Origin of the sequence: Marinitoga hydrogenitolerans DSM 16785 (genome assembly GCF_900129175.1) — a bacterium.
Lineage (GTDB): Bacteria > Thermotogota > Thermotogae > Petrotogales > Petrotogaceae > Marinitoga > Marinitoga hydrogenitolerans.
Map to the genome: position 1 here is coordinate 1 of NZ_FQUI01000033.1, position 19,615 is coordinate 19,615.

Annotated in this window: 20 protein-coding genes; 15 read left to right on the forward strand and 5 right to left on the reverse strand. The window is 28.3% G+C overall.

From position 1 onward, the window contains the following. The first annotated feature begins 528 nt into the window (after window positions 1-528). The 8 genes from BUA62_RS08600 (at window position 529) to eno (ending at window position 8,118) form a co-directional block, all read left to right on the forward strand. On the forward strand, window positions 529-1,185 hold the full coding sequence (locus BUA62_RS08600) for a DUF2225 domain-containing protein (RefSeq protein ID WP_072865452.1): 657 nt from the start codon (window positions 529-531) through the stop codon (window positions 1,183-1,185). Further along, window positions 1,185-3,371, forward strand: a complete 2,187-nt coding sequence (locus BUA62_RS08605; RefSeq protein ID WP_072865454.1) for a LysM peptidoglycan-binding domain-containing protein — start codon at window positions 1,185-1,187, stop codon at window positions 3,369-3,371. Before BUA62_RS08600 ends, BUA62_RS08605 begins: the two co-directional genes overlap by 1 nt. Window positions 3,372-3,375: 4 nt before the next feature. Beyond that, window positions 3,376-3,855, forward strand: a complete 480-nt coding sequence (locus BUA62_RS08610; RefSeq protein WP_072865456.1) for an RrF2 family transcriptional regulator — start codon at window positions 3,376-3,378, stop codon at window positions 3,853-3,855. Next, a complete protein-coding gene (gene mnmA, locus BUA62_RS08615; RefSeq protein ID WP_072865458.1) occupies window positions 3,815-4,906 on the forward strand; it encodes a tRNA 2-thiouridine(34) synthase MnmA in 1,092 nt (363 codons plus the stop codon). Before BUA62_RS08610 ends, mnmA begins: the two co-directional genes overlap by 41 nt. A gap of 1 nt (window position 4,907) precedes the next feature. Next, window positions 4,908-5,396, forward strand: a complete 489-nt coding sequence (gene coaD, locus BUA62_RS08620) for a pantetheine-phosphate adenylyltransferase (protein ID WP_072865460.1) — start codon at window positions 4,908-4,910, stop codon at window positions 5,394-5,396. 64 nt (window positions 5,397-5,460) lie between these two features. Further along, entirely contained in the window at window positions 5,461-6,060 is a 600-nt protein-coding gene (gene tsf / locus BUA62_RS08625) for a translation elongation factor Ts (protein WP_072865463.1), read from the forward strand. A gap of 52 nt (window positions 6,061-6,112) precedes the next feature. Next, a complete protein-coding gene (pyrH, locus tag BUA62_RS08630; RefSeq protein ID WP_072865465.1) occupies window positions 6,113-6,811 on the forward strand; it encodes a UMP kinase in 699 nt (232 codons plus the stop codon). Window positions 6,812-6,825: 14 nt separating this feature from the next. Then, the gene (gene eno, locus BUA62_RS08635; protein ID WP_072865468.1) at window positions 6,826-8,118 is read left to right on the forward strand and encodes a phosphopyruvate hydratase; all 1,293 of its coding nucleotides are present in this window, start codon (window positions 6,826-6,828) and stop codon (window positions 8,116-8,118) included. 45 nt (window positions 8,119-8,163) lie between these two features. On the opposite strand, the gene BUA62_RS08640 is transcribed toward eno, so the two are convergent. From BUA62_RS08640 to BUA62_RS08660, 5 genes are read right to left on the reverse strand one after another with little or no spacing between them, the layout of a single operon-like run. Then, window positions 8,164-9,855, reverse strand: a complete 1,692-nt coding sequence (locus tag BUA62_RS08640; RefSeq protein ID WP_072865470.1) for a hypothetical protein — start codon at window positions 9,853-9,855, stop codon at window positions 8,164-8,166. Between the two features lie 12 nt (window positions 9,856-9,867). Beyond that, a complete protein-coding gene (locus BUA62_RS08645; protein ID WP_072865473.1) occupies window positions 9,868-10,866 on the reverse strand; it encodes a M42 family metallopeptidase in 999 nt (332 codons plus the stop codon). Further along, window positions 10,866-11,903, reverse strand: coding sequence for a M42 family metallopeptidase (locus BUA62_RS08650; protein WP_072865475.1), 1,038 nt, complete (start codon window positions 11,901-11,903; stop codon window positions 10,866-10,868). Before BUA62_RS08650 ends, BUA62_RS08645 begins: the two co-directional genes overlap by 1 nt. Next, window positions 11,896-12,930, reverse strand: coding sequence for a M20/M25/M40 family metallo-hydrolase (locus BUA62_RS08655; RefSeq protein WP_072865477.1), 1,035 nt, complete (start codon window positions 12,928-12,930; stop codon window positions 11,896-11,898). The genes BUA62_RS08650 and BUA62_RS08655 overlap by 8 nt, the downstream gene beginning before the upstream one ends. A gap of 13 nt (window positions 12,931-12,943) precedes the next feature. Next, window positions 12,944-13,555, reverse strand: a complete 612-nt coding sequence (locus BUA62_RS08660) for a septum site-determining protein MinC (RefSeq protein ID WP_072865479.1) — start codon at window positions 13,553-13,555, stop codon at window positions 12,944-12,946. 233 nt (window positions 13,556-13,788) lie between these two features. On the opposite strand from BUA62_RS08660, the gene BUA62_RS08665 reads away from it, so the two are divergent. Genes BUA62_RS08665 through BUA62_RS08695 form a run of 7 tightly spaced genes read left to right on the forward strand, consistent with a single transcriptional unit; the run spans window position 13,789 to window position 19,579 of the window. Then, on the forward strand, window positions 13,789-15,471 hold the full coding sequence (locus BUA62_RS08665) for an acyl-CoA mutase large subunit family protein (protein ID WP_072865480.1): 1,683 nt from the start codon (window positions 13,789-13,791) through the stop codon (window positions 15,469-15,471). Between the two features lie 38 nt (window positions 15,472-15,509). Continuing rightward, on the forward strand, window positions 15,510-15,908 hold the full coding sequence (locus BUA62_RS08670; protein ID WP_200782390.1) for a cobalamin B12-binding domain-containing protein: 399 nt from the start codon (window positions 15,510-15,512) through the stop codon (window positions 15,906-15,908). Further along, entirely contained in the window at window positions 15,886-16,818 is a 933-nt protein-coding gene (meaB, locus tag BUA62_RS08675; RefSeq protein WP_084670763.1) for a methylmalonyl Co-A mutase-associated GTPase MeaB, read from the forward strand. Before BUA62_RS08670 ends, meaB begins: the two co-directional genes overlap by 23 nt. Beyond that, the gene (gene mce / locus BUA62_RS08680) at window positions 16,799-17,203 is read left to right on the forward strand and encodes a methylmalonyl-CoA epimerase (RefSeq protein ID WP_143148358.1); all 405 of its coding nucleotides are present in this window, start codon (window positions 16,799-16,801) and stop codon (window positions 17,201-17,203) included. Before meaB ends, mce begins: the two co-directional genes overlap by 20 nt. 20 nt (window positions 17,204-17,223) lie before the next feature. Beyond that, the gene (locus BUA62_RS08685) at window positions 17,224-18,777 is read left to right on the forward strand and encodes an acyl-CoA carboxylase subunit beta (protein WP_072865486.1); all 1,554 of its coding nucleotides are present in this window, start codon (window positions 17,224-17,226) and stop codon (window positions 18,775-18,777) included. A 14-nt stretch (window positions 18,778-18,791) separates the two neighbouring features. Continuing rightward, entirely contained in the window at window positions 18,792-19,172 is a 381-nt protein-coding gene (locus BUA62_RS08690; RefSeq protein WP_072865488.1) for an OadG family protein, read from the forward strand. Beyond that, window positions 19,169-19,579 carry a biotin/lipoyl-containing protein gene (locus tag BUA62_RS08695; RefSeq protein ID WP_084670764.1) on the forward strand — a complete coding sequence of 137 codons (411 nt, stop codon included), beginning with the start codon at window positions 19,169-19,171 and terminating at the stop codon, window positions 19,577-19,579. The genes BUA62_RS08690 and BUA62_RS08695 overlap by 4 nt, the downstream gene beginning before the upstream one ends. Window positions 19,580-19,615 lie beyond the last annotated feature (36 nt).

The following is a 19,615-nucleotide window of genomic DNA, read 5'->3' on the forward strand; positions in this document are numbered from 1 at the left end:
TAATCTATTTTTTATTGCTTCTGCTTTTTTAGCTCATGATATGGGTAGAGATGATTTACTTACTTCTATTAAATCAACTCGTTCTAATTTTGTTCGGAGATAATATACATACTTACTATTAACTATTTTTATTATTTATTATTTTTTTGAAATTTCAATCTTTCAAATTAGCGAATCTTTTTGATTCGTTCTTTTGGTTTATGCTTTTCATACTACTTTTCAGTTTGATTTCGTCCCTTTTTTCTACTTCTTTGTTTCCCCTATCTCTAATTTTGCTAATTTTTCCCTGTTTACCTTTGTGTAATCTTTTTTGCTTTGCCGTTACTTTCTTTTTCCTCTATTTTTGAAGATCCTATTATATTAGGTTTTTTTATATTTTATCATTAAATTTTATTATTTCAAAATTTAATGTTCTTTAAGCATAATTATTTTTCTTATATTAATTTTAATAAATACCATTTGGAATTTTCGCATTGAAATGGTAAAATATTTTTAGTAATACTAAGATTTAAATAAGAGGTGCAAAATATGGGAGATTTTTGGGAAGATTCTACAACATGTCCTTTGTGCGGTCGAGCTTTTAATTATACAAAAATAAAATACGATAGTATTAGAATTGAAAAATACGAAGATGATTTAAAACCTATTTTCAAAGGTCCAAATCCTCTTTATTTCTCGATTTTAACTTGCCCAAAATGTGCTTTTACTTATTTTTCAGAAGATACTGATGTTTTAAGAAAAGTTTCTAAAGATACAAAAAAGGATTTAAAAAATTATTTAAAGAGAGCTCGAGATAAATTAGGGAAAATCGATAATACAAAAAATAAAGATATCGACTTTTTAAAAAAACAGTATGCTTTAGCCGGAATTATTTATAGAATTTTAAATAAACCAGGAAATGTTGCGAAAAGTTTAATTCGTCTTGCATGGATTTTTAGAGATGAAGATAAAATAATGGAGGAATTAAAATTGTTATTATCTGCTGTGACTATTTTAGAAGAAAATTTTAAGAATCTAAACTCTGATGAAGAATTGATTTTATATTATTTTTTCAAAGGTTATACAAGTTTGAGAATTGGAAAGAGAAAAGAAGCAAAAGAATTTTTTAATAAATTAATTGGTAGATATAGAAATTCAAAAAATCCTTATGTAAAAAAAGCTGAATTTTTGAAAGGTGATTTATGATGAAAAGATACTTTTTTTTATTAACAATAATTATTATTTTTCTTAGTTCATGTTCTTTACTTCCTGTACAAGACACAAAGGAAAATGAAAGATTAGATAATATTGAAAGTGAACTTGCATCGCTAAAATTAACTTTAAGTAATCATGAAAAGTCTTTTGAAAATATTAATGCCAGTATTAATCAAGTTAATAAAAAAATAGAAGATATTTCTTCTAGCCTCGAGTTATTAAAAACTGAATTAAATAAAGTTTCTTATACACTTGCATCTTCTAATACAAAAACTCAAGAGATTTTACAAAACTATAATAATGAATTAAACATTATTAATAACTCATTGAATAATATAAAAAAAGAAATCACAATGTTAAAAAAGAGAAAAGATGATGAATTTTATACTCAATTTTTAACCGCATTAGAGAATAGAATAAAAAACATAGAAAGTAATTTGCATATATTAAATAATGATACAATCAAAAAGGCTGACTTAATTTCATTAACAGAAAATTTTATTACAAAAGATTCAACCATTTTTGAAAACAATAAAAATTATGTGGATTTGAAATTCAACACAATAAACAAAAAAATCAATACTTCATTGAATTCCATAAATAATAAATTATTCTCTTTAGAATCCAGCTTAACTAATGTACAAGATTCTTTGAACTCTAAATATAATGATTTTTTAAATTTCAAAGAATATAATAATGATAATTTCGATTCTATCAATAATAAAATAAAAAATTTAGACATCCAACTGAATACCTTAAAAACTGATAACAATAAATTATATAAGGATTTAATTGATTTAAGGGATAATTTGTATAAAATAACTCTTAGCTCAACTGAAATAAAAAATTCTATTGACAAATCTGTTAAAACAAATATAGATGATTTATTAAAAACTATCAACTCTTTAGATAAAATTTGGCAAATTAATTTTGAAACTCTGGAAAATGATCTGGATTCATTAAAAAATGACTATTCTACATTTAAAAAACAAACTATTGGATTAATAAACGAAAAAAACTTAAAAAAATATGTATATGAATCAGTTGAAACAGAAACACAAAGAGAAGTTGCTAAACTTTTTTATAAAACTAAAAGCGACGAATTACTTAAAATAAAAGAACTTGAAGAAAAATTTAAAATTTTAGACAAAACTATAGGGAATTTGCAAAATTCATTTGAATTATTATCTTCAAGACCTTTAAGCACCTTTGATGAAAAATATAAAACTAAATTAGAAGAATTAGAACGAGAATTAACCAATGCTTTGATTTCTTTCTCAAATGCAGAAATAAAAGAACTTTTTGGTTCAGGAGATCAAATTATATACACCGTTAAATCAGGAGATACCCTAAGCCAGATAGCTTTAGCTTTCGGTTTAGGGTATAATGGTGTGGATTTAATAAAAGTTGCAAATAACATAGATGATCCAAGAACCATAAGAATCGGACAAAAAATAATTATACCCGTTAATAATATAGAAAATTTCTTAACCTGGCCATTAAGTTATACTTCACCTTCAGATTACGACCGTATAGTTATAAGGTTCGGAGATAGAATTTCAACTGGAGTTTCGGTAGGTCTAGGAATACTTCCATTAAAGAACGAATCTGTAAAACCTGCTTTACCTGGGAGAATTATTGATGTTGGCAAGGCTCCTAATAAATCTTTTTATGTGAAAATAGATCATGGGAATGGTGTAGTAAGCATTTATTCAAATTTAACATCTATAAACATTAAAAATGGTCAATGGGTAGATAAAGACACAATATTAGGAACAATAAAAAAAGATACTTTATTTAACTTTGAAATATGGAAAAATGGAGAGCCAAAAGATCCTATGAAATTATTTTTTAAATATCTTGGTGATTTCAAAGCAACATTTTATACTGAATGGGATGATAAAATAATATATTATCCTGCATTTAGATTAACTAAATCTCAAAATGTCCCAAGACCTTGGGTTACAGTCGCTGCTGACCCTGAACTTATACCTTTAGGTACAGTTGTATATATACCAGAATTTAGAAATTCTCCTAATTTTGGTTTTTTTGAAATCGAAGATATTGGGTCAAAAATTGTGGGTAATAGATTAGATATATATATTAATGATGTAAGACTTGCTCAAAAAACACAAAATGTAAGTGTGTATATTGTCGGAGAAAAAAACAGGAGGTAGAATTATGGGTTTAACAGTTAAAAGTAGTTATGCATTAAGAGCTTTATATGAATTAGCTTTATTTCATAAAAATGGGATTGAAAGAGTTTCGATAAATGAATTATCAACAAAACAAAAGATACCTAAAGATTTTTTAGAAAAAATATTTAGCGAATTAAGAGAATACGGTGTAGTTGATTCTGTTAGAGGTAGGTATGGTGGTTATGCATTAAGCAAAGACCCAAAAAAGTTAAAATTGAGTGAGGTAATATATATTCTTGATAAACCATTTCAATCTTATGAATGCGTTATAACTGGAAAGTGCGAAACCTTAGGTTCAGATTGTGCGGTAGGATACATCTGGAAAAAAGTTAATGCCATATTAATGCAAGAACTTTCTAAAATAACGCTCGCAGATTTAATCGAATTGGGAGAAAAATTAGAATTAATGGGAGGAAATACTGTTGAAGAAAAAATTAATAATATTGATGAGTGGAGGAGTTGACAGTTCTGTTGCAGCTTTTTTAGCCCAAAAAATGGGATATAATATTATTGGCATACATTTTAAAACTATACCTGATGAGATCTTTACAAAAATACCTGAAAAGAAAAAAATTTGTTGTAGCCCTTCTGATACATATGACGCTATGAGAATTGCTAATAAACTAGGCTTTGAATTAAAGATTATTAAAATATACGAAAAATTTAAAGAAAAAATTATACATTATTTCATTAATGAATATAAAAGTGGATATACGCCAAATCCATGTATGCTTTGTAATAAATATTTTAAATTTGGTTTATCTGTTGATTTATTAAAAGAATATGATGCTGATTATATTGCATCAGGACATTATGTGATCAGAGAATTTTCTCAAAAATACAACACAGATATTTTAAGAAAAGGCATAGATATTTCAAAAGATCAATCTTATTTTTTAGGTTATATTGATAAAAAAGTATTACCAAAATTAATTTTCCCAAATGGTTCTTATACAAAAGATGAAATAAGAAAAATAGCAGAAAATTTAGATCTTAATATTGCTAAAAAAGTTGATAGTCAAGAATTATGCTTTATTCCTGACAATGACTATAGGAGATTTTTAAAAGATAATAATATTAAAATTTCAAAAGGTGCTGTTTTAGATCTCGATGGCAATATAATTGGAGAACACTCTGGATATACAAATTATACAATAGGTCAAAGAACGGGCATAACCTATTTTAAAAATCCAAACATAAAAATGCATGTATATAAAATACTTCCAGAAAAAAATCAAATTATTGTTGCTCCAACAGAAAAAGTCTATTTTAAAGGTTTAATTGCAACTAATTTTAACTTTTTAGTCGACTTCAACGAAATTTATGCAAGATGCAGAATCAGAAAAAGAAACGAAGAAAAAGATGCTTATATAAAAAAAATTGGTAATAACAAAGTACAGGTAATTTTCAAAGACCCTATATTTGCAGTTACTCCTGGTCAATTCGCCGTTGTTTATGATAATGATGGAATAATATTAGGTGCTGGAAAAATTGAAAAATATTTGGAGGTTTAATATGTCGAAAGCCATATATCCAGGTAGTTTTGATCCAATAACTTTTGGTCACCTTAATATAATAAAAAGAGCTGCTAAAATTTTTGACGAGCTATATGTTGTTGTTTTGCATAATGTAAATAAAAAATATTTTTTTAATCGTGATGAAAGAATAAATATTACAAAAGAGTCTTTAAAAAATTTTAAAAATGTCTATGTTGAAAGTTATGAAGGATTATTAGTTGATTACGCGAAAAAAAAAGATATTAATGTTATTATTAGAGGATTAAGAGCTGTTTCGGATTTCGAGTATGAACTGCAGCTTGCAAATGCAAATAGATCTTTAAATGAAAATGTTGAAATCCTCTTTCTTATGACTGATACAGAATTTTCATTTATTTCATCTACAATAGTAAAAGAAGTGGCTAAATTTGGCGGAAATATATCTCAATGGGTTCCAAAAAATGTTGAAAAAGCAATAATTAAAAAAATTAGTAATAACAATGTTTAAAAAAAGAAAAATAATTATGTTAAAATTCATCTGAATTTTAAGAAAATACTAGGAGGGAATTGAAATGGCTATAACTGCTGCTGATGTTAAAAAATTAAGAGATGCCACAGGCGCTGGAATGATGGATTGTAAGAATGCTTTAGTTGAAGCTGAAGGAGACTTTGATAAAGCTGTTGAAATTTTAAGAATAAAGGGTGCTGCAAAAGCTGCTAAAAAAGCAAACAGAAGCACTGGTGAAGGTATTATCTATTCTTATATTCACCACAATGAAAAAATTGGTGTTTTATTAGAATTAAACTGTGAAACAGACTTCGTTGCAAGAACAGAAGAATTTCACGAATTAGCAAAACAAATTTCATTACAAATTGCTTCAATGAGACCAAAATGGTTAAAGAAAGAAGATGTTCCTGAAGACGTTATTGCAAAAGAAAAGGAAATTTATATAGAAGAAATGAAAGAATCTGGAAAACCTGAACATATTATTGAAAAAATCGTAGAAAACAAATTAAACAAATTTTTCGAAGATAATTGTTTATTGGAACAAGAATTTGTATTTGCTGAAGAAAAAGGACAAAAAATTAAAGATCTTATTACTGCAGCTATTGCTAAAATAGGAGAAAATATTCAAGTTTCAAGATTTGTAAGATTTGAAATTGGTGAATAATGTATAGGGTGGTTATTGTCCACCCTTTTTTTTAAGGAAAAGGGGGGTAAAAATGTATAATAGAATTTTATTAAAACTCAGCGGTGAGGTCTTATCTGGTGAAGATAAAAAGGGATTTGATGAAAAAGCTATTGATTATTTATCGAACGAAATTAAAGATATTGTTAAACATGGAATTAAACTTGGTATGGTCATAGGTGCTGGTAATTTATTTAGAGGTAGAGAATTAGAAGACGTTACAAACACCATTGGCGACCATATTGGTATGCTCGGTACTGTAATTAACGCCCTTTATTTAAAAGACTATTTTGAAAGAAAAGGTATAAAAACCGTTGTTGTTTCCCAAATAGTAGATCTACCTTCTGTTAGAAGAATACATTATGATGATATAGAATTATACTTCAACGCAGGCTATGTTGTAATATTTGCTGGTGGCACTTCTAATCCTTTTTTTACAACAGATACAGCCGCTGCTCTAAGAGCTGTTGAAATGAAAGCTGATATTTTAATAAAAGCTACTAAAGTAGATGGTATTTATGATAAAGACCCCAAAAAATTTGAAAATGCTAAAAAATATGATAAAATAACATATGATGATGCTATAAACTTAGGTTTAAAAATAATGGATACTGAAGCTTTTTCTATATGTAAAAGATATAAAATGCCTATAATTGTTTTAAATTTCTTTAAAAAGAATAATTTGTTGAATGCTTTATTAAATTCAAACATCGGAACTTTTGTTAAACCTTAAGGAGGTGCTGAAACATGTGGTATGATGAAATAGTTGCTGTAAATGCAAGAGAAGTTTTAGATTCAAGAGGAAATCCAACAGTCGAAGCTGTTGTAGAATTAGCAAGTGGTGCTATGGGAAAAGCTATTGTTCCATCTGGTGCTTCAACAGGTAAATTTGAAGCTTTAGAATTAAGAGATGGTGACAAATCAAGATTCAAAGGTAAAGGCGTATTAACTGCTGTAAAAAATATAAATGAAATTATTGCTAAAGAATTAGTGGGATTCAACGTTTTTGATCAACCATTAATAGACAAAGTAATGTTAGAATTAGATGGCACAGAAAACAAATCAAAATTAGGTGCAAATGCTATATTGGCTGTTTCAATGGCTGTTGCAAGAGCTGGTGCTGATTCATTGGGTATTCCTTTATACAAATACTTAGGTGGTCCAAATGCAAAAGTTTTACCAGTTCCTTTAATGAATATTATCAATGGTGGAGAACATGCTGATAATAACCTCGATATTCAAGAATTCATGATTGTCCCAGCTGGTTTTGATAAATTCTCAGATGCATTAAGAGCTGGTGCTGAAGTATTCCATTCATTAAAATCATTATTGAAAAAAGATGGACACGTTACTGCTGTAGGTGATGAAGGCGGATTCGCTCCAAATTTAAACTCAAATGAAGAAGCCATTCAATTTATAATTAAAGCCATTGAAAACGCAGGCTACAAAGCTGGAGAACATGTATTTATCGCTTTAGACTGTGCTGCTTCTGAATATTATGATGAAGAAAAGAAAGTTTATAACATTGATGGTAAAGCTTTAACTGCTGAAGAAGCTATGGAATATTATGAAATGTTAATAGATAAATATCCTATCGTTTCAATTGAAGATCCATTTGATCAAGAAGATTGGGAAGCATATTCAAAATTTACAGCAAAAGCTGGTAAAAAAGTCCAAATTGTTGGTGATGACTTATACGTAACCAATGTAAAAAGATTACAAAAAGGTATTGACTTAAAAGCTTCTAACTCTATATTAATCAAATTAAATCAAATAGGCTCCGTAACTGAAACATTAGACACAATGGAATTAGCAATGAAATCAAATATGACAAACGTTGTTTCACACAGATCAGGCGAAAGCGAAGACACATTTATTGCTGACTTAGCTGTTGCTATGAATGCTGGGTTTATAAAAACAGGATCATTATCAAGAAGTGAAAGAATAGCAAAATATAATCAATTATTAAGAATAGAAGAAGAATTAGGAGAAGTTGCTGAATATAGAGGCTTAAAAGCATTTTATTCTATAAAGAAATAAATATAATAAACCCCATCTTTGTAATTTACAAAGATGGGGTTTTTATTAATAAGAATTTTCAACATTATCCCATGATGCATCTAAAATCTTTTCTATTTCTCTAAATAGTTTTTTCTTTCTAGTTTCATATTTTGGGATCTTAAAACTTATAAATTTTGCATTAATTCTTTCAAATTCACCAATTATATTAATATAATCTATTATTTCATTATTAAATTTGGAATCGAAAGTATTTAGAAAAATTAGATTATTTTTATATTTAAATATATAACTCTTAAACATATCTATTGTATTTAAATTTATAACCTTTTCTTGAAATTTAACTATTAAAAGTGTTTTAAAATTTCTTTCGAAAAATTTCTTTTCCATCTCATCTTTATTGTATATTTTATTTATTTTTATATATAAATCCTTTAGCATATATACAATACCATCAAATATAATATTACTTTCTAATTCTCCAAATTTTTTTTCTTTTATTACAAAAAAACCATCTAAATCAAATATTCTTTCTCTAAATGGATATAAATACATATTCTTTGTATTTTTTAATATGTCTATTGTATTATTTGAAATTTGATAATTTTCCGAACTATATATTTCATATTCGATATAATCTATCTCATTATTTTTCTTCTTATAAAAAGAAATATATATAATATCATCATAAATTCGAATTGCATTAATAATATTATTTTCCAATTCTTCAAATGTTTCAATATCTTGAAAAAGACTTTTCATTATATGTTTCATGTTTTTAATATTTCTATTAATTAAATTAAAATCATCTATCCCAAGATTACTTGAAATTTCAAACAATCTTTTTGTTGTATGAATTTCATATCGAAAATATCTTTTCATCCAGAAAATTAATATTGTTGAAAAAAAGAAACTAAGCAAAATAAAATAGTAAAAAGAATATATATATAATTCTTTATTTGTAAAAATTGTAAGAATATAAATACTATTTCCAAAATTTGTTTTTCTTATATAATATAAATTCCCATTAAACATAAATTCTTTATTTTCTTCTTTAGATAAAAACATTTTTGAATATATAAAATACGGTAATGATGTTTCTGGCCAAATGAGCTTTGTATTATTATCAATTATGTGAAATTTTAATCCTTCCATAGAAAACTTATTTAAATGACTAAAATCTATATTTATTTCAAAAGAAATATATGCAATAGGAATCTGATTTAAATCAAAAAGATATGTTGATATGTAAAAATAAGTTTTACCATTTAGCGAAAAAACGGGGGAATATTGAATTAATTCAGTGCTGTTTTCTAACTCTATTAAATTCATTTCAAATATTGTATAATTCAATAAACTTACTTTCTGAGGATAAATAATATTTTTGTTGAAATCACTAATAATTATTTTCCCATTAAATGTCAAAATATTTTTTTTTTCTTTTATATAATCATCTAATCTACTATAAACACTATCAAATATAGAAGATTTTGAATCATCATAATTAGAGGAAAAATAAATCAATGATTTCACATATGAACTAACTCTAATATCATTACTAAAATCCTGAGAAAAATTTATATATTTATAACTATACTCATTTATAATATTTACAACTGAAATAGAAGAACGGTTTACTATTTCTTCAACCGTTCTTTCTATATATTTCGTATTTACAAAAAACAAAAGAAAATATAATGATATAAATATTATTAAACTAAAAACAAAAAAATCTCTGAAAATATTTTGATTTAACATTCAATCACCATATTATTTATTAGCTAAAGATACTATAAATTTAACTGTTTCTTCAACATCAAACATTGAAATCATTTCATGTGGTGTGTGAATATATCTTGTTGGAATAGATATTGTACCTGAAGGAATACCCGCTTTTGTTGTTTGATATCCTCCAGCATTTGTCCCGCCAAATAGCAATACTTCCATTTGATATTTTATATTATTCTCATGTGCAACTTCCTTTAATATATCAACAACAAATTTATCACTTACTGTATATCCATCTTTGATTTTTATACATGGACCTTCATTTAATTTCATAGACATTCTTTTAAATGCTTTAGGTGTATCTGCTGCTGCTGTAACGTCAAGTGCTATGGCCATATCTATATCATAATTATATGCTGCTACAGAAGCTCCTATTAAACCAACCTCTTCTTGAACTGTGAATGCAAAAATGATATTATTCTTTGGTTTTTTCATCTTTTTCAAAGCTTCAATCATAACAACACAGCCAATTCTATCATCAAGCGCTTTTGCTATTACTTTATCTCCCAAATCATTAAATTCTGAGTAGTATGTTCCAAATGTTCCAATCGGCGCTTTTTCTTCGGCTTCTGTTTTAGAAGATGCTCCAATATCTACAAATAATATATCGAAATTAATATTATTCATATTTTTCGAATATTCTTCCATTGTTTCTCCTTCAAACCCAACAACACCAACATAACCATTAAAATGCACCTTTGCTCCAATTAAAACCCTTGGATTAACTCCACCAACAGGTTCTACCCTTAAAAAACCATCTTCAGTAATATGTGTAACAACTAAACCTATTTCGTCCATATGTGCATCAAATAAAATAGTTTTTTCGTTTTCTCCTTTTTTTATAGCTATTAAATTGCCCAATCTATCAACCTTATATTCATCCACATAATCTTTTATTTCATCTATAATAATATCTCTTATTTCTTTTTCTCTACCGCTTGGAGATTTCACATCTGTTAATTTCTTTATTAACTCTTTCATTATTTTAATATCCTCCCTTCAAGAACTAATAATTCTAATAATTTATAACCATTTATATAATCATTTATATCAATAATCGTGTTAGGGGAATGAATATATCTCGATGGAACCGCCAATATCCCTGAAGGAATACCATCTAACGTTATAGCTAACCTTCTCGCATCAGTTCCACCTGCAGTTCTCATTTTGAATTGAAGTTTAATATCATTTGCTTTTGCTGTATCCACAATTCTATCAAATATATCTTTAGAAAGCACAACACCTGAATGCATAAAGAATGTTGCTGGTCCATCACCTAAATGCGTAGCCCATTTATCTTTATCCAATAACGGATAATCACCAGCTGTGGTGCCTTCTAAAACAAGAGCAACATCTGGATTTATGTAATGAGCAGCAACCCCGCTTCCTCTCAATCCAACTTCTTCTTGAACAACAAAAGCAAAATATGTATCATATTTTGGTTTTTCTCCTTCAGCTATCGTATCTATTAAATTCATCATCCATGAACATCCTGCTCTATCATCAAAAGCCTTTGATATTGCTCTATTTTCATTCATATAAAACTTTGTATCAAAGGTTACCATATCACCAATTTTTACCTTTTTCTTAATTTCATTTTTATCTAATCCCGTGTATATTTTAAAATTATTATAATCAGGTTTAGATTTTCTTTCATTTGCACTTAATAAATGTATAGGTTTTATCTGAACAACAGAGAGCAATTGCCCATTTACCATTAATCTTTGAGAAAATACAACCCTTGGATCTCCGCCTCCAACAGGTGAAATATGAAATGTTCCATCATCATTTATCTTTGTTACCATAAACCCAACTTCATCCATATGAGCTAGTAACATAATCTTCTTTGATGAATCTTTACCCTTTACTTTTGTTATTAAATTTCCCATCACATCAACGTGATACTCATCTACTTTATCTTTAATTTTTTCTAATATATATTCTCTAACTTTATCCTCTTTACCAGAAATACCTGGTAATTCCGTTAAATCTGATAAATATTTTAAAAGATTATTCATTTCTCTCACCTTCTTCTCCATAATCAGCTATAAATTGAGCTATTAGCATTGCCGCAGCATCTATATCGGAAGGATCAACAACTTCTACAGAGGAATGCATGTTTAGAATTGGAATAGAAATTCCAATAGTTTTAATTCCTTCTTTTACAATCTGTACAATATCTGCTTCTGTACCACTTCTTATTGGTAATGGTTCAAGCTGATATTTAATATTATATTTTTTCGCAATATCTATAATTTTTTCAGTCTCTTCATTATTCATTGTTGGTCCTAAAGCAATTGCAGGCCCTTTTCCAAGTTCAATTTTTTCAAAATGAGATGGTGTATCACTTCCAAAAGTTACATCTACAACAATTCCAACTTCAGGATCTATTTCATAACTTGTTCTTTTCGCACCTTTTAACCCTATTTCTTCACCCTGATTAAAGAGAAAATAAATACTTTTATCTTCCAATCTAAATTTATTTAGAAATTCAAGTGTTTTCAACAACACTGCACAACCTGCTCTATCGTCTATAGCTTTACCTGTAACCTTTCCATTTAGTTCTTCGGATTTTACATCTACAACACCAATATCGCCAACTTCAATACCCTTTGTTCCACCATCTATAGAAAAATCAACATATAGATTATCAAAATCTGGTGCAAAATTTCTATGTTCTTGCTTTTGTAAATGAGGAGCAAGCATCCCAACTATACCTAATTTATATCCGTTTTTTGTAAGAAATTTAACTCTTTTTGCAATTAATGTTCTTGGATCCACTCCCCCTATTGTATGAATCATAGCAAATTGTTCATCAACAATTTTAGAAATAACTATACCTATCTCATCTATATGAGCAAATAACCCTATTTTTTTCTTTCCATTTCCATATTTTATTCCCAAAGATCCTTTACCTACATCAAAAATCTCTATTTCTTTAGATATTTGTTTTGATAATTCTCTTATTTTTTCCTTAACCTCATTTTCATACATTGAAACACCTATAGCATCACTCAAACTTCTTAGTAAATCAACACTTTTCATTTTATAACCTCCATTATAATTCTATAGGCTCAACATTTATTTGATCATTATCATAATGTATAGAAACAGGGCCTGATGGCCAAGCATAATTGTTTAATACTATACCACATATTTCAACAAGAGGAGATTCCATTTCAGAAGCTACGATAAATGTATTTTTATGCTGAGTCATTCCAACTCTAACAGTTCCCTTTATCTTACCAAAAACTATTACACTACCTCCTGCTCTGATTTCAGCTCCCTGATTTACATTTCCAAAAATAATTATATCTCCTGGATTATCCAAAATCTGCCCAGATCTTACATGTTTTTTATAAATATTAGTTCCACTTAATCTAAATTCTCGTTTTTTCTTTTTCATTTCTGGAAGATCTTCAAAATATACACCTGATAATTGCAAATGCTTTTCTTTTGCTAATTTCCCAATTTTAGACACAATAGAATACATTTCTGGAGTTTTTACCAAGACATAAAACCCATCACCTTCCGAAAAAAAGTTACTCAATTTATCCAGATTTTCAGAAAGTTCTTCTAAAAGTTGCTTTTGTGTAACACCCTGTTCCAGAAAAAAAATAATGTCACCATCAATAAATTTGGGATATACTATTTCCTTTTCAGAAGCCATATAAAAACCTCCCGTAATTTTCAATTAATATCTATATAATATAATATCATATAATTATTGTTAATACCAATTTATTATTCTTACCATATTGAAGATAATCCTTAATTATCAGTTGAAATTAAGATTTATTGCTGTTTTTTTCATTAGCAAAAAAAGGAAAAATATTGTAAAATATAATCAGTTGAATATAGTGATTTTTTCCATAAATTCCCATAAATAGATGGAGGTGCCTTATGTTTAATGATAAAATTTTAAATGAGATATCAGAAAAAAAACAGGAGTGGGAAGAAAAGAAATTAAAAAAAACATTAGAAAAATTCCCCGAAAGAAAAAAAATATTTAAAACTACATATAATGAAGAATTAAAAAGACTTTATACACCAGAAGATATTAAAAATATTAATTATTTAGAAGATATTGGTTTCCCAGGAGAATACCCATACACAAGAGGCGTTCAACCAACAATGTACAGAGGAAGATTTTGGACAATGAGGCAGTATGCTGGATTTGCTACAGCTGAAGAATCTAATAAAAGATATAAATACTTATTAGAGCAAGGTCAAACTGGGCTTTCAGTTGCTTTTGACTTACCAACACAAATAGGTTATGATTCAGATCATTCTATGTCAGAAGGCGAAGTCGGTAAGGTTGGAGTTGCTATTGATTCATTAAAAGATATGGAGATACTATTTAATGGAATTCCACTTGATAAAGTTAGCGTTTCCATGACAATAAACTCAACTGCTTCAATTTTATTATCAATGTTAATAGCGGTAGCTGAAAAACAAGGTGTTTCACAGGAAAAACTAAGAGGAACAATACAAAATGATATTTTAAAAGAATATATCGCAAGAGGAACCTATGTTTTCCCCCCAGAACCTTCAATGAAAATAATTGTTGACATTTTTGAATATGGTTCAAAAAATTTACCTAAATTTAATTTAATTAGTATAAGCGGTTATCATATAAGAGAAGCTGGTGCAAATGCTGTTCAAGAGGTCGCTTTTACACTCGCTGATGGCTTGGCATATGTTGAAGCAGCCATAAAAGCTGGATTAGATCCAAATGTATTTGGTAAAAACCTCTCTTTCTTTTTCAATGCTCACAACAATTTTATTGAAGAAATTGCTAAATTCAGGGCAGCAAGAAGATTGTGGGCTAAGCTAATGAAAAATAAATTTAATGTCACAAATTCTAACGCATTAAGATTAAAGTTCCATACCCAAACTGCTGGTTCTACACTAACAGCTCAACAACCATTAAATAATATTATTCGTGTAACTTTACAAGCATTATCTGCTGTTCTAGGCGGAACACAATCATTGCATACCAATTCATATGATGAAGCATTGGGCTTACCTACAGAATTATCTGCTACTATTGCATTGCGAACACAACAAATTATTGCATATGAATCAGGAGTTACAGAAACTATAGATCCTTTCGCAGGCTCTTATGTAATAGAAGCCTTAACAAAAGATATTGAAGAAAAATCCTTAAAATATATTGAAAAAATTGAAAAAATGGGCGGTATGGTAAAAGCTATCGAAGATGGATATATACAAAAAGAAATATTAAATTCAGCATATGAATCTCAATTAGCTATAGAAAACAACGAACAAATTATTGTAGGATTAAATAAATTTACTGTTGAAGAAGAGCAAAAAAGTGGTTCAATATTAAAAGTTGACCCTGAAGTCGAAGAAAGACAAAAAGAAAAATTAAGAAAATTAAGAAAAGACAGAAATAATGATTTGGTAAAGAAAAATCTTTTAAAATTAAAAAATGCTGCTGAAAATAAAGAAAATGTTATGCCATACATTTTAGACGCTGTAAAATCATATGCTACTTTAGGTGAAATAACTGATGTTTTAAGGGATGTCTTCGGCGAATACCATGAAGCTGTGATATTATAATTATATATATTTAAATCTATCAATAAGGAGGACTAATAATGGAAAAAATCAGGGTATTGGTTGGAAAACCCGGTTTAGATGGTCACGATAGAGGAGCAAAAGTTGTAGCAAGAGCTTTAAGAGATGCTGGAATGGAAGTTATATATACAGGAATAAGGCAAACTCCAGAAGATATCGTAAATACAGCTTTAGAAGAAGATGTTAATATCATTGGTTTATCTATATTATCTGGTGCTCATATGAAATTATGTGAAAAAATATTAATATTATTAAAAGACAAAGAGGCTGATATCCCTGTCTTCCTAGGTGGTATTATCCCAGAAGAAGATATTCCAAAATTGAAAAAAATGGGAATAAAAGAAGTTTTCGGACCTGGAACTCCTTTAGAAAAAATAATTAGCAAGGTGAAAGAAATTGCAATTTCAAAAGAAGCTTGATCATATTATAGAAAAATTTAAAAATGGCGAAAAATATGCTCTAGCTCAAATAATATCATTAGTTGAAAACAATATTAATTATGCTTGGGATATAATAGAACAGCTCCCGAAACCAAAAAAAGAAACTCAAATAATCGGCATTACTGGAAGCCCTGGTGCTGGAAAAAGTACAACATTATCAAAAATGGTAAATGAGTGGAGTAAAAAAAATCTTAAAATTGGCATTTTAGCTGTAGATCCTTCAAGTCCTTTTTCTGGTGGCGCTTTTCTTGGGGATAGAATTAGAATGAGAAACTTATCCGGAAAAAGTAATATATATATAAGAAGTGTCGCATCAAGAGGAAGTGTTGGAGGATTGTGTGATTCAATATATGATATTGTAGATGTAATGAAATCTTTTGGTTTTGACAAAATCATTATCGAAACAGTTGGTGCCGGTCAATCAGAAATTGAAGTAATTTTTGTTGCCGATACTATATTGTTAATTTTATCTCCAAATACTGGCGATGAAATACAAATGTTCAAAGCTGGTATAATGGAAATAGCAGATGCTTATGTTGTAAATAAAATAGATTTACCAGAAGCTGATAAATTCATTCTCCAACTAAAAAATACATTATCTTTAGAAAGTGAAACTAAATCAAAAGTAATACTTCCAATAAGCGCCATAAGAAATGATGGCATAAAAGAGACAATTAATTGGATTGATAACCATTTTAATGAAATAAAAAATAATGGAGAATATGATTTTAGAATGCAAAGAAGAATGAAAAGAAGAGTGAGAAGTTCGATTATAAGAAATATTGATAGTATAATTGAATCATCAAATTTTGATTTTAATAATATGCCTGATTTAAAAGCAAAAATCATGAAATACATATGCGAGGTGAATAACAATGAAAAAAATTGACCATATTGGAATTGTTGTAAAATCAATTGAAAATGCCTTAAATTTATATAAAAATTTGTTGGAATTAGAAATAACTGGAGAAGAAATACTTGAAGATAGAGGCTTAAAAGTTGCATTTATAAAAGTTGGAGATACGAGAATAGAATTACTCGAACCTTTACATGAAAATTCTGAAATTTCAGGTTTTTTAGCAAAAAAAGGTGAAGGTATGCATCATATTGCTTATACTGTAAAAAACGTATCAGAAATGATAACAAAAGCAAAGGAATTTGGGCTTAAACCTTTAAGTGACGAACCTAAAGATGGAGCACATAATACAAAAGTTGTGTTTTTACATCCAAAAACAACTAACGGCGTACTTGTTGAATTAGTTGAACATAAATAATAGTTGAAAGGAGTGTAATAATGGACGAAAAATTTCAAGAGATTTACGAAGAATTTTTAAAAAGAAAAGAAAAGCTCGTTGAAGGTGGAGGAGCAGAAAAAATTGAAAAACAACACAAACTTGGAAAATTAAGCGCCAGAGAAAGAATTGAGTTGCTATTGGATGAAGGTTCATTTGTTGAAACTGATCTATTTGTAAAACATAGAAGTACCAACTTTGGTCTTGATAAAAAAGTATTCCCATATGATGGAGTTATTACTGGCATAGGAACTATCAATGGAAAAAAAGTCGCTGTATATTCTCAAGATTTTACAGTTCAGGGTGGATCATTAGGTGAAATGCATGCAAAAAAAATTATGAAGATTCAGGATATGGCTATGAAATATGGTATCCCATTAATTGGAATTAATGATTCTGGTGGTGCAAGAATACAGGAAGGTGTTGACTCATTATATGGTTATGGTGGAATATTTTACAGGAACACTATTGCATCTGGAGTTATTCCACAAATCACAATAATTGCTGGTCCTTGTGCAGGAGGTGCTGTATATTCACCAGCCATTACTGACTTCATAATTATGGTCGATCAAACATCACAGATGTTCATAACTGGCCCACAGGTAATTAAAGCAGTTACCGGTGAAGATGTGGACAAAAATCAACTTGGTGGTGCAATGGCACATAATTCCAAAAGTGGTGTTGCTCATTTTGTTGCAAACTCAGATGAAGATGCTATGAATATTGCAAAAAAAATACTTTCATACATACCTTCCAATAATTTAGAAACACCTGAAGATATTGATTTTGATAATAATTTTGATTTATCTGATGAAATATATAATATAGTATCTCCTAATCCTAAAAAGAGCTATGACATTAGAGAAATTTTAAATTTAGTTTTAGACAAAGATTCTTTTTTTGAAGTACATAAATATTATGCTCAAAATATCGTTGTTGGATTTGGAAGACTTGGCGGAAAAAGTGTTGGAATAATTGCAAATCAACCAAAATACTTAGCTGGTGCATTAGACATTAACTCATCAGATAAAGCTGCAAGATTTATTAGATTTTGTGATGCTTTTAATATTCCTATTATAACATTTGTTGATACTCCCGGATTCTTGCCAGGTGTAAATCAAGAACATGGTGGAATTATTAGACATGGGGCTAAATTATTATATTCTTACAGTGAAGCTACTGTACCAAAATTAACTATAATTTTAAGAAAGGCTTATGGCGGAGCTTACATTGCAATGTCTTCACAACATATAGGATCAGATTTTGTATTTGCATGGCCTACTGCAGAAATTGCTGTTATGGGGTCAGAAGGTGCTGCTAATATTATTTTCAGAAAAGAAATTAAAAATTCTGAAAATCAAGAAAAAACAAGAATGGAAAAAATTGAGGAATATAAAAAAGAATTTGCTAATCCATATGTTGCTGCAGGTAGAGGTTATATTGAAGATGTTATTGACCCTAAAGATACAAGAAAAATATTAATACAATCTTTGTTTATCGCTGAATCTAAGGCAGAACCAAGGCCAACTAAAAAACACGGAAATATTCCATTATAATTGGTGGTGTGATTATGAGTAATGTATTATCTATTACATTTGTAGGAATTGTTATTGTTTTCGCTGTTTTATCTATTTTAAGTATATTTTTTATACTTTTTAAATTTATTTCTCCATCAAATGAGAAAAAAGTAAAAAGAGAAATTAATATACCTCATTCTAACCCAAAGCCTATTAATAACTTTAAAGTAATTAATGGAATTGAGGAAACTAATGAAAACGAAGAGGTTATTTCAGCTATTATGGGAGCTGTTAGTGTATATATGAATGGGAAGCAGTTTAAAATAAAAAATATAAAACCTGCTCCTATTAATAAAAATAAAAAACTAAGTATGTGGGGAATGTTGCCATCCACCACTATTTGGAGAGCAAAGAGATTAGGAGGGAGAAAATGATTAGAAAATTCAATGTTAAAGTAAATGGGAAATCTTATGAAGTTGAAGTTGAAGAGCTTAACACTTCAACTGAAACTACTGTTCAAGCTAATCCAACACCTGTCAAAAAAACAGAAACAATACAGAGACCTGTCGCTATTCCTGCACCAAAACCAACTTCAAAACCAAAACCTGCTCCTACTCAAGCAGCAGGTCAAAAAGTAATAAAAGCTCCTTTACCTGGCGTTGTTGTTGATATTAATGTCGCAGAAGGAAACAGAGTTGAAAAAGGACAAAAATTATTAGTAATAGAAGCAATGAAAATGGAAAATGAAATATTAAGTGATTTTGATGGTGTCGTTGAAAAGATCCTTGTAAAAAAAGGTGACAGTATTGATGGCGATCAAGAATTAATTGTAATATCTTAAAAAAGTCCAACCTAAGGTTGGACTTTTTTATTTTTA

Excerpts from the sequence above, each read along its gene's own strand:
- eno (WP_072865468.1), top strand. The coding sequence starts at position 6,826 with ATGTGGTATGATGAAATAGTTGCTGTAAATGCAAGAGAAGTTTTAGAT.
- BUA62_RS08670 (WP_200782390.1), top strand. The coding sequence starts at position 15,510 with ATGGAAAAAATCAGGGTATTGGTTGGAAAACCCGGTTTAGATGGTCAC.
- BUA62_RS08660 (WP_072865479.1), bottom strand. The coding sequence starts at position 13,555 with ATGGCTTCTGAAAAGGAAATAGTATATCCCAAATTTATTGATGGTGAC.
- coaD (WP_072865460.1), top strand. The coding sequence starts at position 4,908 with ATGTCGAAAGCCATATATCCAGGTAGTTTTGATCCAATAACTTTTGGT.
- BUA62_RS08610 (WP_072865456.1), top strand. The coding sequence starts at position 3,376 with ATGGGTTTAACAGTTAAAAGTAGTTATGCATTAAGAGCTTTATATGAA.
- BUA62_RS08665 (WP_072865480.1), top strand. The coding sequence starts at position 13,789 with ATGTTTAATGATAAAATTTTAAATGAGATATCAGAAAAAAAACAGGAG.
- BUA62_RS08640 (WP_072865470.1), bottom strand. The coding sequence starts at position 9,855 with ATGTTAAATCAAAATATTTTCAGAGATTTTTTTGTTTTTAGTTTAATA.
- BUA62_RS08690 (WP_072865488.1), top strand. The coding sequence starts at position 18,792 with ATGAGTAATGTATTATCTATTACATTTGTAGGAATTGTTATTGTTTTC.
- BUA62_RS08605 (WP_072865454.1), top strand. The coding sequence starts at position 1,185 with ATGAAAAGATACTTTTTTTTATTAACAATAATTATTATTTTTCTTAGT.
- BUA62_RS08685 (WP_072865486.1), top strand. The coding sequence starts at position 17,224 with ATGGACGAAAAATTTCAAGAGATTTACGAAGAATTTTTAAAAAGAAAA.
- BUA62_RS08600 (WP_072865452.1), top strand. The coding sequence starts at position 529 with ATGGGAGATTTTTGGGAAGATTCTACAACATGTCCTTTGTGCGGTCGA.
- BUA62_RS08655 (WP_072865477.1), bottom strand. The coding sequence starts at position 12,930 with ATGAAAAGTGTTGATTTACTAAGAAGTTTGAGTGATGCTATAGGTGTT.
- tsf (WP_072865463.1), top strand. The coding sequence starts at position 5,461 with ATGGCTATAACTGCTGCTGATGTTAAAAAATTAAGAGATGCCACAGGC.
- BUA62_RS08645 (WP_072865473.1), bottom strand. The coding sequence starts at position 10,866 with ATGAAAGAGTTAATAAAGAAATTAACAGATGTGAAATCTCCAAGCGGT.
- BUA62_RS08695 (WP_084670764.1), top strand. The coding sequence starts at position 19,169 with ATGATTAGAAAATTCAATGTTAAAGTAAATGGGAAATCTTATGAAGTT.
- pyrH (WP_072865465.1), top strand. The coding sequence starts at position 6,113 with ATGTATAATAGAATTTTATTAAAACTCAGCGGTGAGGTCTTATCTGGT.
- BUA62_RS08650 (WP_072865475.1), bottom strand. The coding sequence starts at position 11,903 with ATGAATAATCTTTTAAAATATTTATCAGATTTAACGGAATTACCAGGT.